Consider the following 16,363-nt stretch of genomic DNA (forward strand, 5'->3'; position numbering starts at 1 on the left):
TTTTGTGTTTTGGACATCTCCCTCCAGGTGTCCGAAGGGAGTTTATGCAAATGCAAACAGCCGAGCCTCAATGGCGCGGATCGTAATGCGCAAACTGCGCTCGCAAGGCCTCGTATGCTTCACGCTGCGCTTCGTTATCGACCGGCGGCACCCTGATCGATATCTCCACCAGCTGATCGCCCGGCGTGGAACCGGGCATGCCGCGCCCCTTCAGACGCAGCTTGCGGCCGGATTGCGAACCGGCCGGAATACGCAGGTCGACCTTACCGGCCAGCGTCGGCACCGGCACGGTCGCGCCCAGGGCCGCTTCCCACGGACTGACCGGCAGCACATGCAGCACATTCAGGCCATCCAGCTTGAAGCGCGCGTCGTCGCGAATGCCTACTTCGAGCAGCAAGTCGCCGTTCGGGCCACCTGCCACCCCCGGCTGCCCCTGACCGCTCAGTCGGATCACCTTGCCCGGCTGGATGCCCGCCGGAATCTTGACCTCCAGCACACGCTCCTTGCCGCTACCGTCGTCCAGGCTCAGGCGTGTGCGCCCGCCATCGAACGCCGTCTGCAGGTCAATCTGCACGTGGGCCTGGACGTCGCGACCACGACGGGCACGCGGCGGCCCTTGGCGAGCACCGCCTGCCGCACGGCCGAACAGGCTCTCGAAAAAGTCGCTGAAGTCGCCCTCGCCCGCTTCGCCGAAATCGAAGCCCTGGCCCTGCCCCCAGTTCGGCGGTGGCCGGAACTGCTCGCCCTGGCGGTAGCCGCCTGCGCGCAGCTGATCGTAGGCACGACGCTTCTCGGCATCACGCAGCACTTCATTGGCCTCGTTGATCGCCTTGAATTTTTCTTCGGCGCCGGCGTCCTTGTTTTTGTCCGGATGATATTTGCGTGCCAGCTTGCGATAGGCAGCCTTGATGTCGGCCTCGCTGGCGTCGGGCTTCACACCCAGGATGTCGTAATAATCTTTGAATTCCACACTGCCACTCCCCGGCTGATTCCAATACAGGCAGCCCACCACGGATCATCGTCCGTGGCGGGCTGCTTCCGCAACATCAAGCGATGTGCAGTTACTGCGCAGTGTTGATGGTGATGCGCCGTGGTGCGGTTTCCGCCTTCTTCGGAATCACGATTTCCAGCACCCCATGCTTGCCGGTGGCACTGACGCTGTCGGCGTCGGCGCTGTCGGGCAAGCTAAAACGACGATGGAAGCTGCCGTGGGCGCGTTCAACACGGGTGAAGCGACCGCTCTGATCGCTCTTCTCGACCGAACGCTCGCCTTTGATGGAAAGAATGCCCTTTTCCATGCTCACTTCAATGGATGCCGGATCGACGCCGGGCACATCCACGAAGATCACGAAGCGCTGCTCTTCTTCCTTGATGTCCACGCGTGGCGCCCATTGGCTGGTCACGACGTTAGAGGCATCGCTGTCATCCTGCACGAAAAAGCGGTCAAAAACGTGGCGGATGTCCGACGGAAAGGCACTGGTAGTACCCCACAATGTATTGCGGCTGAGACTCATGGCTATTTACCTCAAAATGGTTGCGGTGCGCTCACCGCCTGACAGCTAGATAGTTCCAAAGCTGATGCTTTCAAGGCGACAACCCACCCTGCCAGGCAGTAGCATCCCGCCGTTGCCATGCCTACAGCGAGCCTCCATGACCATCCAGATCGGCCAGACCTTGCCGGATATCGACATCGCCGTTATCGACGACGGTGCCGATGTTCAGCGCAGCTCCACCGCACCGCTTTTTACCGGACGCAATGTCGTGCTGCTCGCCGTGCCGGGGGCGTTCACGCCAACCTGCTCGGAGCGTCATTTGCCGGGCTACGTAAAGCACTATGACGCATTCAAGGCGCGCGGCCTTGAGGTGTACTGCATGGCCGTCAACGACGCCTATGTGATGAAAGCCTGGGCGATATCGCAGCGTGTGCCAGCCGGATTCAAGCTGCTGGCCGATGGCAATGGCTCTTTTACCAAGTCATTGGGACTGGAAATGGACGGCAGTGCATACGGCATGGGCATGCGTTCACGCCGTTTCGCGTTGTACGCCGAAGACGGCGTGGTGAAGCTGCTCCATATCGAAAGCCCTGGCGAACTGCGAGTGACGACGGCCGAAGCGATGCTTGACGCCACACCGCATTAAGGCCTACATGAGATCGCGACTTGCATCACACAGCAACATGAGAAATACCCTACAAGATCGTGGCCGGGTGTAACCAGGTGATCCAGCTTGCCACGTGCCGGAAAGCACACCGGTGAGGCCCCACCGGCGTCATCAATAAGGAATGCACAGCGTGTCGTGCTGGATCGTTGCGGAGGTCTATCATGAAACGCCATGGCTTGTTGCTGTCATTGCTCTTGATGCCGCTGTTAGCAACTGGCGCTCACGCGGCAAACACCATCAGCGGCGGCACCATCACCTTTCGTGGGCTCATCACACAGCCCACCACTGCGTCCTCGCCGACGGGAACCTATGGCAAGTCCAGATCTTCTGTAGTCACGACGACTTTGCCACTAGGCCAGGCACGCCTATTGCTGTCCAGCGATGTACTGAATTTTTTCAGCACATACGCGCACGCTGACGCCAAATTCGTAAGCACGACTTATCCACCCCCGTAAACGTTACCCGTGATGTCCTGGCATAGGCCGGCGGACTTCTCCTGGCGAACGCAATTGGGTAGCCGACTTCATGCAGCACATGCACACGTGCCTTCGCATCGTTGCAACCTGGCCTGGATGAGTCGCTAGGACAGGCAGCGCATCCACAAAAACAAAGCCCCGGCATGACCGGGGCTTTGCATCGACACGACGTAAAAAACTTACTCGACGCCGGGCTGCGTGTCAGCGGGCTCACCCTGCTCGGGTGGCATGCCCTCAACGGCTTCAGCCTCATCGCCATTGCTTTCATCGGCATCCAGACGCACTACGCTGACCAGCGCCTCTTCAGTAGGCAGGCGAATCAGCGTCACGCCTTGTGTATTGCGGCCAAGCTGTGAAATCTCTGTCACGCGAGTGCGCACCAGGGTGCCCTGGTTGGAAATAAGCATCAGCTCATGTGCTTCGGTAACTTGCACCGCGGAGACCAGGGCGCCATTGCGCTCGGAGCACTGAATACCGATCACGCCTTGTGTGCCACGGCCCTTCTTGGGGAACTCGTCGAGCTGGGTACGCTTGCCATAGCCACGTTCGGTCGCGGTAAGGACATCGCCTTCCGATGCAACAATCAGCGAAACCACCTTGGCGCTGTCAGTTAGCTTCATGCCGCGGACGCCGGTGGCGGTACGGCCCATCGAACGCACTTCACCTTCGTCGAAGCGTACGGCCTTGCCATTCGACGCAAACAGCAACACATCACTGTTGCCGTCGGTCAGCTCAACACCCACGAGCGCATCGCCTTCGTCCAGATTGATGGCGATCTTGCCTTTCTGTAGCTGATAGGCGAATTCGGTCAGCGGCGTCTTCTTCACCGTGCCTTGCGCAGTGGCAAAGAACACAAAGCGGTCTTCGCTGTATTCATGTACCGGCAGCACGGCCTGCACCTTCTCGCCTTCTGCCAGCGGCAGCAGGTTTACCATCGGCTTGCCGCGCGCGTTAGGACCGGCTTCTGGCATCTGGTACACCTTGAGCCAGTAAACGCGTCCGGTGCTGGTGAACGTGAGCAGCGTGTCGTGAGTGTTCACCACCCACAGCTGTTCGACGAAATCTTCTTCCTTCAAGGCCGATGCCGAACGGCCCTTGCCGCCGCGACGCTGCGCACGATAAATGTTGGCGGGCTGACGCTTCACATAGCCGGCGTGCGAGAGCGTGACTACCACATCTTCCGGTGCGATCAGGTCCAGTACGTTGAGATCTTCCTGGGAATGCTGGATCTCGGTACGGCGAGCATCGCCGAATTCGGTCTTGACCGCTTCGAGCTCTTCGCGGATCACGGCCAACAGGCGCGCGGGATCTTCCAGGATCTGAATCAAGCCGCGAATGGCTTCCAGGATTTCGCGGTATTCGTCGGAAAGCTTTTCCTGCTCCAGGCCGGTCAGGCGGTGCAGGCGCATGGCGAGAATTTCCTGCGCCTGCGTGTCGGAAAGCTGATAGCCATCGGCCTTGAGGCCGTCACGCGGATCCATGTCTTCCGGACGGGACGCCTCTGCGCCAGCGGCAGCCAGCAACGCGTTGACCATCCCGGGCTGCCATTTGCGCGCCACCATGCGCTCGCGTGCTTCCTGCGGCGAGGCCGAGGTCTTGATCAACTCGATCATCTCGTCGATGTTGGCGAGCGCAACCGTAAGGCCTTCCAAAATATGGGCGCGCGCGCGCGCCTTGCGCAGTTCGAAAATCGTGCGGCGCGTAACGACTTCGCGACGGTGGCGAATAAAAGCCTCAAGGATCTCCTTGAGGTTGAGCGTGCGCGGCTGACCATCGACCAGCGCCACCATGTTGATGCCGAAGGTGACCTGCAACTGGGTCTGCTGGAACAGGTTGTTCAGCACGACATCGGCCATCGAATCGCGACGGATTTCGATGACGATGCGCATACCATCCTTGTCGGATTCGTCGCGCAGTTCGGAAATGCCCTCGACGCGCTTTTCCTTCACCAGCTCGGCGATCTTCTCGATCAGGCGGGCCTTGTTAACCTGGTATGGCAGCTCATGGACCAGGATTGTCTCCCGGCCATTGGATTCGGTTTCGATCTCGGTGCGCGCACGCACCAGGATTCGGCCGCGACCGGTGCGATAGGCTTCAACGATACCGGCAGCACCGTTGATGATGCCGGCGGTCGGAAAATCCGGACCGGGCACGTGCTGCATCAACTCGTCGACGCCGAGCGAGGGTTCATCAATCAATGCGATGGTCGCAGAGATCACTTCGCTGAGGTTGTGCGGAGGCACGTTGGTCGCCATGCCTACCGCGATACCCGCCGAGCCGTTCACCAGCAGGTTTGGCACGCGGGTGGGCAACACCAGCGGCTCGTGTTCGCTTTCGTCGTAGTTGGGACCGAAGTCGACGGTTTCCTTGTCGATATCGGCCAACAGCTCATGCGTGAGCTTGGCCATGCGCACTTCGGTGTAACGCATGGCTGCTGCGTTATCGCCGTCAACGGAACCGAAGTTACCCTGGCCATCGACCAGCATGTAGCGCAGCGAGAACGGCTGCGCCATGCGCACGATGGCGTCGTAAACGGAAGCATCACCGTGCGGGTGATATTTACCGATCACGTCACCGACGACGCGGGCAGATTTCTTGTACGGCTTGTTCCAGGCATTGCCCAGCTCGTTCATCGCAAACAACACACGGCGATGCACTGGCTTCAGACCGTCCCGGACATCCGGGAGGGCGCGTCCCACGATCACGCTCATGGCGTAATCGAGGTAGCTCTGGCGCATTTCGTCTTCGATATTGACGCGGATGACTTCTTTGGCGAGCTCTGCCATCAATCAGCTTCCCTGGTAACAAATAAGAGCCCCGGAACAGGCGTCCGAACGCTTGTCTGCGGGGGTCAGGCGGTAGCGTTAAAGTGTAACACAAAAGGGCTTGAAAAGCGCCTAAAAAAGCATTTTCAATCAATAAGTTACCAGTGAGTTCTGGCGCGCTTGAAAAGAAGTGTTCGAGCGCTCACGAAATTGACGAAAGCGGCGAAAAGCGACCCCACCCCAACGGCCAGCACAGGCCATTTGTGCCAGCTCGGAAACTCGATCAGGCACGCCACATAGACGGCGTAATTGATCGCCGCGCCACCACTCATCAAGGCCATCCAGTGCAACCATTCGGTCATCAGCGACCGGCCACTTTGACGAGCGGAAAAGGTCTGGCTGCGGTTCCACCACCACGTGGCCGTCGCTGCGGCCAGGAAGGAAATCACCCGGCCGATGTACGGATTGAAGTGCGCAAAGCTCACCAGCATCTGCACGATGCCGCCATCGACGACTAAACCAATCCCGCCGCCGATGGCAAACAACATCACTTCGTGACGTAGTCTCATGCCGTGAATACAGCCCGCATGCGTTCCGTAGTGGGATGCTCGATCACGCCGCGTTCGGTGACGATGGCATCGATCAACGAAGCCGGCGTGACATCAAAAACCGGGTTCCAGGCCTGCGCGCCCTCCACCACCGTGCGGCGCCCGGCCACGCTTAGCAATTCGGCCGCATCGCGCAATTCAATCTCGATGTCGTCGCCGGAAGCGGTGGCCATATCGACCGTTGAAGACGGCGCGACCACCATGAACTTCACACCATGGTGGCGAGCAGCGATGGCGAGCTGGTAAGTGCCGATCTTGTTGGCAGTATCGCCATTGGCAGCGATACGGTCGGCGCCAACGATCACCCACTTCACCTCGCCCGCCTTCATCAGATGCGAGGCCGCGGAGTCGGCGATGAGCTTGGCCGGAATGCCATCACGCACCAGTTCCCACATGGTGAGACGCGCACCCTGCTGCCATGGCCGGGTTTCGCCGGCGTAGACATGGTTGATGCGTCCCGCTGCGACACCCGCACGAATCACACCCAACGCCGTGCCGTAGCCGGAGGTTGCCAGCGAGCCGGTATTGCAATGGGTCATGACGCTGGAGCCCGGAGCAATTAAAGCCGCGCCGAGTTCACCCATATGGCGATTCGCAGCCAGGTCTTCGTCTTGAATCGCTTGCGCTTCACGTTCCAGCGCGCTGGCATCTGCGCCCGCGGCGATACGCGCCTTCATGCGGTCCAACGCCCACATCAGGTTCACTGCCGTGGGGCGCGCCGCGCGCAATTGAGCAAGCGCCTGATCGAGCGGCTCACCTTGCTGCGCGGCAAGGACAACGCCCCAGGCTGCAGCAATACCGATGGCAGGTGCGCCGCGAACGGCCAGATCCTTGATCGCATGAGTGACGGCCGTCGAATCGCGGCAATCGAGCCATTGCTCCACCGCAGGCAGCAGACGCTGGTCCAGCAGACGCAGATGGTCGCCATGCCACTGAACGGCGCGAATGGTGTCGTGGATTTGCTTGGAAGAGGCGTTTGTCATTTCGCCATTCTATCAGGCCGCCGAGACCGATAACTTGGCCCAACAGACCATGCGCGGAGTTACCTCGGACTCGATCCAGGGCTAACTCAAGAGTCCCAAACTTTCGGTCAAGGCTGCCGGGTGCCCCGGATCAAATCCGGGGGCACCCAACGCTGTTCCAGGCCAAGTGATCAGCTGCGATCGCGCAGCCACTGGTGAATCGCCGGAGCGACTTCGCGCTGCGCGCGCCCTGACACGTAGATACCGATATGGCCGCCTTTGAAGGCGAGCTCGGTGTAATCGGTGGTGCTGACATGGCGTCCCAACGGCCTGGAAGCATCCGGCGGCACCAGGTGGTCCTGCGTGGCGTAAATGTTCAGAATGGGCTGCGAAATCATGCCCAGGTCAACCGGCTGCTTGCCAATCTGCAAATCGCCCTTGATCAGCTTGTTCTGCTGGAAGAATTCCTTGATGAACTGACGGAATGCTTCGCCGGCCTGATCGGGCGAATCGAAAATCCAGCGCTCCATGCGCAGGAAGTTTTTCAGCTCGTTGGGATTGTCGAGAATATCGACCATGCCCACGTACTTTTGCTGATTCAAGCGCAAGGGCTTGAGCATCAGGTACACCCAATTCATCAGCTCGGCGGGAATGTTGCCCATCGTGTTGACGAACAGATCCACATCCATGCTTTGCACCCATTGCGACAGCATGTTGTCGGGGGTGCGGAAATCCACCGGCGTCACCATGGTGATCAGGTTCTTCACCTTCTCCGGATGCATCGCGGTGTAGCACAACGAGAACGTGCCGCCCTGACAAATACCAAGCAGGTTGATCGCATCCAGACCATGACGCTTGCGAACCACATCGACGCAGCGGTCGAGATAGCCGTTGAGGTAGTCATCCAGGGTCAGCCAGCGATCGGCGCCGTCCGGATAACCCCAATCGATCAGATAAACATCTTCGCCCTGCGCCAGCAGATTACGCACCAGCGAACGATCTTCCTGCAGGTCGGTCATCCACACGGTGTTCACCAGTGCGTAAACGATCAGCGTCGGCACCTTGGCAGTGGGGTTGCTGCTGCCCTTCATGTGCCATAGCGTGAGCTTGTCTTCGCTATAGATCGCTTCGCGCGGCGTATTGGCGTATTCCTGTTCGGTCAGGCCACGCAGGTTTTGCACGCCGGCAGCCAGCTTGCGCTGGAATCCGGCCATTTCGTTGAAAGCCTGCTGCGGGTCGATGTGCAACGGAGTATGCATGGACGATCCTTACTTGCGCTTGCCCGAGGCGGAACGTGCGGTTTTGGCACGCGATGCGGCGGCCGTCTTGTTGTCGTTATCGTCGGATTTGCGGGCGATCGGCCGAATCTTCGACGCTTTGCTGGCCGCCAGTTCGCGCTTGAGCTCGGCAATTTCGGCTTGCAGCGCATCTACTTCTGAGTTGTCCGGCACTGACTGGATCTCGCGTTGCCTGCTCGCCTGTAGTTCGCGGCGCAACTGCTGTACACGCTGGCCAAGGCTATCCACTTCACTGCGCGTGGGAATGCCCAGTTCGCGGCACATCTGTTCGGTTTGTTGCTGCTGGAGTTTACGCACCTGCATCTGCGCATTGACCAGGGCGCCGAAGACATCGCGGTATTCATCGCTCAGCGCCATGTTCGCGTAGGCTTCTTCCATGGCGTCCACCCACAGGTCGTACAGGGCTTTCATGGAGTCGACCTGCTTGCCAGGCTCTGTCCGCTGGCCAAGCATTTCCTGCAGTCGCGCGATGCCCTGCGTATTCACCTGCTGCAGCAAAGCCTGATAGCGGGCGCTGATCTGCATGTATTCATGGATGGCGGCGGTAAGCGCCTGCTGGTCCTTCTGCGCTTCCCGCGTGAGGCCGAAGTTCGGCATCTGGCTGGGCATGGCGCCCGGCATGGCACCCATGGCACCCATAGCACCCATGCCGCCCATCCCGCCAACGCCGGCCATGCCACTCATGCCCGAACGCTGCATGGCCTGTAGCCAGGACTGCCATTGGTGCTCGAGGCCAAAAGCGGAGGGCGTGTCGATGCCCGCGATCGTCTGCGCAAAGGGTTGGCTGAAAGCCGCGAGAAACGGCTGCATGGCCGCTGGTTGCTGCCAGTTGCCCAGCGGCCCCATTCCTCCGGCGCCGCCAGCGGCCTGTTGGAGCCAGCTCCCATAGGCCTTGAGGCTGGAAAGGCTGCGCGTCAGCAAGTCTTCGCTGGGTGCCATCGCAGCGGGACCCGCACCAAAAGGAGCAGGAGCCCCCGATTGCTGCAAATACCGCATCCAGGCATCCCAGGATTGCTGTGCGAAAGCCTGGTAGTCCTTCAGAAAATCATTGACCTGGTCCGGCATGACTGCACCCTCAAACGGAAGCGTCATCGTATCAAATAGAACCTTGCAGAAATGAAAACGCCCGGCTACAAAAGCCGGGCGTTTTCGCTGATCAAGCTGTCAGAAAACTCAGGCGCTGGCGCCTTCGTCCTCGGTGACCGCCTTCATGGACAGGCGAATGCGACCCTGCTTGTCCACTTCAAGCACCTTGACCTTGACGATGTCGCCTTCCTTGAGCTTGTCGGAAACCTTCTCGACGCGCTCGTTGGAGATCTGCGACACGTGCACCAGACCGTCCTTGCCCGGCAGGATCGTCACGAACGCGCCAAAGTCCATCAGCTTGGCAACCTTGCCTTCGTAGATGCGGCCCGGCTCGACGTCGGAGACGATCTGGTCGATGCGCTTCTTCGCCTCTTCGGCCGCCAAGCGGTTGACCGAGGCGATGATCACCGTGCCATCGTCGCTGATGTCGATGGTGGTACCGGTTTCTTCGGTGATGGAGCGGATGGTGGCGCCACCCTTGCCGATGACTTCGCGGATCTTGTCCGGATGGATCTTGATGGTGAGCAGACGCGGGGCGTACTCGCTCATTTCCGAACGCGGAGTGCTGATCACCTTGGCCATTTCGCCCAGGATGTGCAGACGGCCACGCTTGGCCTGTTCCAGCGCCAGCTTCATGATCTCTTCGGTGATGCCCTCGATCTTGATGTCCATCTGCAGCGCGGACACGCCATCGGCGCTACCGGCCACCTTGAAGTCCATGTCGCCGAGGTGATCTTCATCACCCAGGATGTCGGACAGCACGACGAAGTCGCCGCCTTCCTTCACCAGGCCCATGGCGATACCGGCCACTGGCGCCTTGAGCGGCACGCCGGCGTCCATCATGGCCAGCGAGGAGCCGCAGACCGAAGCCATCGAGGAGGAACCGTTCGACTCGGTGATTTCGGAAACCACGCGCAGCACGTACGGGAATTCTTCGATGCTCGGCTTGACGGCCTGCACGCCACGCTTGGCCAGACGGCCGTGGCCGATTTCGCGGCGCTTCGGCGCGCCGAAGCGCCCGGTTTCACCCACCGAGAAAGGCGGGAAGTTGTAGTGGAACAGGAAGGTGTCCTTGGACTCGCCTTCCGGCGCATCGATGATCTGCGCATCGCGCGTGGTGCCGAGGGTGGCCACCACCAGCGCCTGGGTTTCGCCGCGAGTAAACAGCGCCGAGCCGTGGGTACGCGGCAGCACGCCGACGCGCACACTGATCGGGCGAATATCGTCAAGCTTGCGGCCGTCGATGCGGATCTTGGTCTTGAGCACGCCGTCGCGCATGGTGCGGTATTCGATCTCGGCAAACGCGTTGCTGATATCGAGATCGCTCCAGCCGTGCGAAGCGGCGGTTTCGGCGATACCGGTCTTGATGTCGGCCTTCAGCGCGGCGATGGCGTCGCGACGTTCCAGCTTGTCGCGGATCACAAAAGCCTTCTCCAGGCGATCACCGAGGATGCTCTGGATATCGTTGAACAGGGCGTCATTGCGAGCCGGGGCAGCCCATGCGAACGACTTGCGGCCAGCCTCGGCCACGAACTCGTTGATGGCCTTGATCACCGCCTGCATCTGCTGGTGGCCGAACACCACCGCGCCCAGCATCACTTCTTCGCTGAGCAGCTTGGCTTCGGATTCCACCATCAGCACCGCATTGGCGGTACCGGCGACAACCAGGTCCAGGTCGGAGGTCTTCAGCTCGCTGGCGGTCGGGTTCAACAGGTACTGGCCGTTGGCGTAGCCAACACGGGCCGCACCGATCGGGCCCTTGAACGGGATACCGGCCAGGGTCAGCGCTGCGGAAGCGCCGATCATCGAGGCGATGTCACCGTCGATTTCCGGATTCAGCGAGATCACCTGCGCGATGACCTGCACTTCGTTCTTGAACTCTTCCGGGAACAGCGGGCGCACCGGGCGATCGATCAGGCGCGAGGTGAGCGTTTCCTTCTCGGTCGGACGGCCTTCGCGCTTGAAGAAACCACCCGGAATGCGACCGGCGGAGTAGAACTTCTCGACGTAATCAACGGTGAGCGGGAAGAAATCCTGCCCATCCTTCGCTTTGGCGGCAGCCACCACGGAAACGAGCACTACCGTGCCGCCCATGCTGACCATGACTGCGCCCGAAGCCTGGCGGGCGATTTCGCCCGTCTCCAGTGTGACTTCGTGATTACCGTACTGGAATGACTTGGTTACTTTCGCCACTTGGAATGTCCTCAGTCTGATCAGCGACGCAAGCCAAGGCGCTCGATCAGGCTCTGATAGCGACTCAGGTCGCTGCCTTTCAGATAGCCGAGCAAACGCTTGCGCTGGTTGACCAGCTTGAGCAGACCACGACGCGAGTGGTGATCCTGCTTATGGGTCTTGAAGTGATCGGTGAGATGGTCGATACGGGCGGAAAGCAGGGCAACCTGCACTTCCGGCGAACCGGTGTCGTTCGGCTTGCGGCCGAAGTCAGCAATGATCTTGCCGGACTGTTCTGCGGTCAGGGACATGAGTATTTCTTCCTATAAAAACGGGTGCGGAACTTGCGCAACGTCACCTCCCGATGACGTTGCGCAAGCTCCGACAGGTTGAACAAACGTACTGAGTCAAGAGGGTTATTGTAGCGAGCCGGAGCGTATTGCAACAAGACCATGTTAAAGATGGCTTTTTACGTTCACTTCCCGTGGGTCCCATGGGGCGGCGCCGGAAGGTTGAAGCCGCGCAGGATGCGCACCCTGCCCTGTCCGTCACAATCAACCAGCGCCAGCAGGCGCCCGTCGCTGGCAAAAGCCGCAGAGCGTTCCCGAGGCGCATCACCCGGCCACTCAATCTGACGCCCTTGTGAGACGGCGTGGCTGGCCTCCGGGTCGAAATGCAGCGCCGGAAGATCGGAGACCCCGGCTGCCAGCGGCAATACGAGGCCATCCATCACGTCCTCACCCAGCTCGGCAGCCTCGCGAAGCTGGTCTAGGCTGATCATGACCGGCGCGCGGAAGGGGTCCACCCAAAGCCGGCGCAATGCTGTCAAATGGGCACCACAGCCCAGGCTTTCCCCCAAGTCGACGGCCAAACTGCGGATATAGGTGCCCGAGCCGCATTCCACATGCAAAGTCAGTGTGTCCGCGGTTCGGGAAACCAGCTCAAGCCGGTCGACCTCGACTTCGCGCGGCGGCGCCTGGACGGACTCCCCGCGTCGGGCCTTGAGATAGAGCGGCTCGCCATCCTGCTTGAGTGCCGAATACACGGGTGGCACCTGAACGATTCGGCCACGCAAAGGCGCCAGCGCGGCTTCGATGGTGGCTTCGTCCAGCACCGGAACGGGACGTTGCTCGACGATCCCGCCCTCGCGATCCGCCGTCGTCGTGGTGACCCCAAGCCGGCATTCGGCGACGTAGGCCTTGCGCGAACCCAGCAAGCTGCCGGCGATCTTGGTGGCCTCCCCGAAGCACAGCGGCAGCAGGCCGGTGGCAAGCGGGTCCAGGGCGCCGGTATGCCCACCCTTGGCGGCACGCAGGATCGCCAAAGCCATTTGCAGCGCCTTGTTGGAACTCAGTCCCAGGGGCTTATCGAGCAGCAGGATGCCGTGCAGGTCCCGCGCGCCCGGCCGTTGTCGACGACGACTCATGATCAGTACGGAGACGCGCGCAAAACTCAGTCGCCCTTGTCGTCCGACCCGGCGGATCGGGACGAATCCTGGCGCAGCAGATGCTCGATGCGCTCGCCCTTGTCGACTGAATCATCATATTTGAAGCGCAGTTCCGGCACCCTGCGCAGGCGCATCTGACGCGACAAGGTGCGGCGGAATTCACCGGCCAGTTCATTAAGCGCCTTCACGGTCTCCTTCGACTGCGCCGGCAGTAGCGCCGTCACCCAGACCGTGGCCCAGTCCAGGTCACGCGTCACCTCCACGTCCGACACACTGCACGATGGTAAACCGTGGTCACGCACGGCGGCATGCACCAAGGTACCGAGCTCACGACGCAGTTCGGCGCCGACACGGTCCGTGCGTTTGAAGTCGCGAGATGGCATGGGAGGCTCCTACCCCTGAGCACAGGGAGCTGGCAGCGAATGGCAAGGGCGCTAATCCGCTAGGTTACGACAAGAGAAAAAGCCCGGGCAAAACATGCCCGGGCTTCGGATCGATGGAACGGGAAGTTTTCGCGCCCTCGCTACTCGCCTCTCGCCCCTTTTATTACAGCGTGCGGGCAACCTCGATACGCTCGAAGCATTCGATCTGGTCACCGACCTTCACGTCGTTGTACTGCTTCACGGCGATACCGCATTCCATGCCGTTGCGCACTTCGTCGACCAGGTCCTTGAAGCGGCGCAGCGATTCCAGTTCGCCCTGGAAGATCACCGTGTTGTCGCGCAGCACGCGGATCGGCTTGCTGCGCTTGACGACACCTTCCACCACCATGCAGCCGGCCACGGCACCGAACTTGGAGCTGCGGAAGACATCGCGCACCTGGGCGACACCGATGATTTCTTCGCGCACTTCCATGCCCAGCAAACCGGACGCGGCCTGCTTCACCTGATCGATCACGTCATAGATGATCGAGAAGTAACGGACATCCAGACCGGAGGTGTCGATCACCTTGCGCGCCGAAGCGTCGGCGCGCACGTTGAAGCCAATCACCAGCGCCTTGGAAGCTGCCGCCAGCGTGGCATCCGATTCAGTGATGCCGCCGACGCCGGCCGCAATCACGTTCACCTTCACGTTGTCATTGCCGATCTGGCTCAGCGATTCGCGCAAGGCCTGTACCGAACCCTGCACGTCAGCCTTCACCAGGATGTTGAGCGTCTGCTGCTCCGAACCTTGGCCCATCTGCGCCATGATGTCTTCGAGGCGGTTGGCCTTGCTGACCATGCGCGTCTCGCGGCGCTTGAGCTGACGCTCTGCCGCCACTTCACGCGCCAGACGCTCATCCGCCACCACGACAAAGTCATCGCCGGATTCCGGCACGCCGGACAAGCCGAGCACCTGCACCGGGATAGACGGGCCGGCTTCCTGGACGGTCTTGCCGGTTTCATCGACCAGGGCGCGCATGCGGCCATATTCGATACCGCAGACGACGAAGTCGCCACGCTTCAACGTGCCCTGCTGCACCAGCACGGTAGCCACCGGTCCACGACCGCGGTCGAGACTGGATTCGATGACCACGCCCGAAGCCGGGCCATCGTGCACCGCTGTCAGCTCCATCACCTCGGCCTGCACCGAGATGGCGTCGAGCAGATCGTCGATACCCATACCCGTCTTGGCCGACACCGGCACGAACGGCGTGTCGCCACCCCACTCTTCCGGAATCACTTCGAGATTGCCGAGTCCCTGCTTGACGTTGTCCGGATTGGCGTCGGACTTGTCCATTTTGTTGACCGCGACGATCAGCGGCACCTTGGCGGCACGTGCGTGCTGCACGGCTTCCTTGGTCTGCGGCATGACGCCATCGTCGGCCGCCACCACCAGCACCACGATGTCGGTGGACTGCGCACCACGTGCACGCATGGAGGTGAATGCCGCGTGGCCAGGCGTATCAAGGAAGGTGATTACGCCCTTTGGCGTTTCCACGTGATACGCACCGATATGCTGGGTAATGCCGCCCGCCTCGCCCGCCGCCACCTTGGTACGACGGATGTAGTCGAGCAACGAGGTTTTGCCGTGGTCGACGTGGCCCATGATGGTGACCACGGGCGGGCGCGCTGTGCGCTCGCCTTCGAGCTCGGCATTCTGCGTGTGCGCGGCCAGTGCGGCTTCTGCACCCTGATCGCTGGCTTCCACCGGCTTATGGCCGAGTTCTTCCACCACCAGCACGGCGGTATCGTGATCGATGGTCTGGTTGATGGTGGCCATGACGCCCATCTTGAACAGCGCCTTGACCACTTCAGAGCCTTTCACGGCCATCTTTTGCGCGAGTTCGGCGACGACGTTTGCATCGCCCACGACCACTTCGCGCACAACCGGCGCAGTCGGACGGGAGAAGCCATGCGTACCGGCAGCGGCCGGCGCAGCGCCGGCGCGCGGCACATCACGCGACGCACCCTTGCCGGGCTTGCCGCGCTTGCTGGAACGACGCGCACGATCAGCCTCGGACAGATGCAACTCACCCGCAGCAAAACGCTTGCCGCCCGGCACATCATCACGTTCACGGACGCTGTGGCGAGCTTTGCCGCGATCAGCGCCCGCGCCGCTTGCCGCAGCTGTCGGCGCAGGCGCCGGTGCAGGAGCCGGCGCAGGTGCTGCAACAGGCTTTTTCTCACGCTTGCGCGGTTCGTGAATGCGCGGAAGGATCATGCCCAGCGAATGCTGGTCGATACGCTGCACGGGTTGCGCCGCGGGTTCCGCGGCCGCCTTCGGCTCCGGCTCGGAGGGTACCGCAAGGGGCTCCGCCACCACTTCGATTTCGTCAGCGCGAGGCTCTTCGTCCATGCTCTCCTCTTCCTCAGCAGCCGCGGCAGCGGCTGCCGCGGCTTCGGCGGCAGCCTGCGCTTCCTGACGCGCACGTTCCGCCTCCGCTTCGCGGTGCGCATCTTCTTCGGCGCGCAGGCGCGCTTCTTCCTGGCGGCGGCGCTCGACATCGGCGCGCTCGGTTTCTTCATGCTCGCGCTGCTGCTGCGATTCGTGCAGCTTGCGCAGCGCGTCTTCGCGCTCTGAATCGGTGCTTGCTTCCTCGGCGATCACACTGCGCTTGACGTAGGTGCGCTTGGCGCGCACTTCCACGTTCACCGTCTTGGCGCTGTTCTGCGTACCGCGGCCGCCCGGCGTAGCGACCTTCAGCTCGCTGATCTTGCGACGCTTCAGGGTGATCTGCCGCGGCGAGGAATCCTCCGCTTCGGCGGCAACGTCGGCCTTGCCATGCGTGCGACGCAGGAAGCCCAGCAGCTTCACCTTTTCGGTGCTGCTGATGACTTGCTCCGGATCGGAGAATTTCATGCCCGCTTCGCCAAGCTGGGTAAGCAGCCTGTCCACCGGCATACCCAGGACCTGGGCTAGTTGTTTGATCGTGACATCCGACATCGTGTTCTTTCTCCGCCGTTCCC

14 protein-coding genes are annotated in these 16,363 nt (G+C 61.3%); 2 read left to right on the top strand and 12 right to left on the bottom strand.

All coding sequences use genetic code 11. The features are described 5' to 3' along the window. Window positions 1-67: 67 nt before the first annotated feature. Window positions 68-970 carry a DnaJ C-terminal domain-containing protein gene (locus tag ISP19_RS10520; protein WP_204681632.1) on the bottom strand — a complete coding sequence of 301 codons (903 nt, stop codon included), beginning with the start codon at window positions 968-970 and terminating at the stop codon, window positions 68-70. 91 nt (window positions 971-1,061) lie between these two features. After that, window positions 1,062-1,514: an Hsp20/alpha crystallin family protein gene (locus ISP19_RS10525; RefSeq protein ID WP_204681640.1), complete on the bottom strand. Its 453-nt coding sequence runs from the start codon at window positions 1,512-1,514 to the stop codon at window positions 1,062-1,064. A 136-nt stretch (window positions 1,515-1,650) separates the two neighbouring features. Here ISP19_RS10525 and ISP19_RS10530 point away from each other — a divergent pair, with 136 nt between their 5' ends. Together ISP19_RS10530 and ISP19_RS10535 are read left to right on the top strand one after the other, a co-directional pair. Further along, window positions 1,651-2,139, top strand: coding sequence for a peroxiredoxin (locus tag ISP19_RS10530; protein WP_204681642.1), 489 nt, complete (start codon window positions 1,651-1,653; stop codon window positions 2,137-2,139). Between the two features lie 182 nt (window positions 2,140-2,321). Then, on the top strand, window positions 2,322-2,615 hold the full coding sequence (locus ISP19_RS10535) for a hypothetical protein (protein WP_204681644.1): 294 nt from the start codon (window positions 2,322-2,324) through the stop codon (window positions 2,613-2,615). A gap of 200 nt (window positions 2,616-2,815) precedes the next feature. On the opposite strand, the gene gyrA is transcribed toward ISP19_RS10535, so the two are convergent. The 10 genes from gyrA to infB form a co-directional block, all read right to left on the bottom strand. Continuing rightward, window positions 2,816-5,422: a DNA gyrase subunit A gene (gene gyrA / locus ISP19_RS10540; RefSeq protein ID WP_204681653.1), complete on the bottom strand. Its 2,607-nt coding sequence runs from the start codon at window positions 5,420-5,422 to the stop codon at window positions 2,816-2,818. A gap of 137 nt (window positions 5,423-5,559) precedes the next feature. Beyond that, the gene (locus tag ISP19_RS10545; RefSeq protein ID WP_239556736.1) at window positions 5,560-5,949 is read right to left on the bottom strand and encodes a GtrA family protein; all 390 of its coding nucleotides are present in this window, start codon (window positions 5,947-5,949) and stop codon (window positions 5,560-5,562) included. 17 nt (window positions 5,950-5,966) lie between these two features. Beyond that, entirely contained in the window at window positions 5,967-6,992 is a 1,026-nt protein-coding gene (mtnA, locus tag ISP19_RS10550) for an S-methyl-5-thioribose-1-phosphate isomerase (RefSeq protein ID WP_204681672.1), read from the bottom strand. Window positions 6,993-7,162: 170 nt separating this feature from the next. Continuing rightward, window positions 7,163-8,230: a class III poly(R)-hydroxyalkanoic acid synthase subunit PhaC gene (gene phaC, locus ISP19_RS10555; protein ID WP_204681680.1), complete on the bottom strand. Its 1,068-nt coding sequence runs from the start codon at window positions 8,228-8,230 to the stop codon at window positions 7,163-7,165. Window positions 8,231-8,239: 9 nt separating this feature from the next. Next, window positions 8,240-9,334, bottom strand: a complete 1,095-nt coding sequence (locus tag ISP19_RS10560) for a poly(R)-hydroxyalkanoic acid synthase subunit PhaE (protein WP_204681682.1) — start codon at window positions 9,332-9,334, stop codon at window positions 8,240-8,242. A 108-nt stretch (window positions 9,335-9,442) separates the two neighbouring features. Next, entirely contained in the window at window positions 9,443-11,548 is a 2,106-nt protein-coding gene (gene pnp / locus ISP19_RS10565; protein ID WP_204681689.1) for a polyribonucleotide nucleotidyltransferase, read from the bottom strand. A gap of 20 nt (window positions 11,549-11,568) precedes the next feature. After that, the gene (gene rpsO / locus ISP19_RS10570) at window positions 11,569-11,838 is read right to left on the bottom strand and encodes a 30S ribosomal protein S15 (protein WP_204681698.1); all 270 of its coding nucleotides are present in this window, start codon (window positions 11,836-11,838) and stop codon (window positions 11,569-11,571) included. Window positions 11,839-12,002: 164 nt separating this feature from the next. Continuing rightward, window positions 12,003-12,953 carry a tRNA pseudouridine(55) synthase TruB gene (truB, locus tag ISP19_RS10575; RefSeq protein ID WP_204681700.1) on the bottom strand — a complete coding sequence of 317 codons (951 nt, stop codon included), beginning with the start codon at window positions 12,951-12,953 and terminating at the stop codon, window positions 12,003-12,005. 26 nt (window positions 12,954-12,979) lie between these two features. Next, window positions 12,980-13,357, bottom strand: coding sequence for a 30S ribosome-binding factor RbfA (rbfA, locus tag ISP19_RS10580; protein WP_204681702.1), 378 nt, complete (start codon window positions 13,355-13,357; stop codon window positions 12,980-12,982). Window positions 13,358-13,520: 163 nt separating this feature from the next. Then, window positions 13,521-16,340, bottom strand: a complete 2,820-nt coding sequence (gene infB, locus ISP19_RS10585; protein WP_204681718.1) for a translation initiation factor IF-2 — start codon at window positions 16,338-16,340, stop codon at window positions 13,521-13,523. Window positions 16,341-16,363: the final 23 nt, after the last annotated feature.

The sequence above is a fragment of the Dyella flava genome (genome assembly GCF_016904955.1).
Classification (GTDB): domain Bacteria; phylum Pseudomonadota; class Gammaproteobacteria; order Xanthomonadales; family Rhodanobacteraceae; genus Dyella_B; species Dyella_B flava.

Excerpts from the sequence above, each read along its gene's own strand:
- ISP19_RS10525 (WP_204681640.1), bottom strand. The coding sequence starts at position 1,514 with ATGAGTCTCAGCCGCAATACATTGTGGGGTACTACCAGTGCCTTTCCG.
- ISP19_RS10530 (WP_204681642.1), top strand. The coding sequence starts at position 1,651 with ATGACCATCCAGATCGGCCAGACCTTGCCGGATATCGACATCGCCGTT.
- ISP19_RS10535 (WP_204681644.1), top strand. The coding sequence starts at position 2,322 with ATGAAACGCCATGGCTTGTTGCTGTCATTGCTCTTGATGCCGCTGTTA.
- gyrA (WP_204681653.1), bottom strand. The coding sequence starts at position 5,422 with ATGGCAGAGCTCGCCAAAGAAGTCATCCGCGTCAATATCGAAGACGAA.
- ISP19_RS10545 (WP_239556736.1), bottom strand. The coding sequence starts at position 5,949 with ATGTTGTTTGCCATCGGCGGCGGGATTGGTTTAGTCGTCGATGGCGGC.
- mtnA (WP_204681672.1), bottom strand. The coding sequence starts at position 6,992 with ATGACAAACGCCTCTTCCAAGCAAATCCACGACACCATTCGCGCCGTT.
- phaC (WP_204681680.1), bottom strand. The coding sequence starts at position 8,230 with ATGCATACTCCGTTGCACATCGACCCGCAGCAGGCTTTCAACGAAATG.
- ISP19_RS10560 (WP_204681682.1), bottom strand. The coding sequence starts at position 9,334 with ATGCCGGACCAGGTCAATGATTTTCTGAAGGACTACCAGGCTTTCGCA.
- rpsO (WP_204681698.1), bottom strand. The coding sequence starts at position 11,838 with ATGTCCCTGACCGCAGAACAGTCCGGCAAGATCATTGCTGACTTCGGC.
- truB (WP_204681700.1), bottom strand. The coding sequence starts at position 12,953 with ATGAGTCGTCGTCGACAACGGCCGGGCGCGCGGGACCTGCACGGCATC.
- rbfA (WP_204681702.1), bottom strand. The coding sequence starts at position 13,357 with ATGCCATCTCGCGACTTCAAACGCACGGACCGTGTCGGCGCCGAACTG.
- infB (WP_204681718.1), bottom strand. The coding sequence starts at position 16,340 with ATGTCGGATGTCACGATCAAACAACTAGCCCAGGTCCTGGGTATGCCG.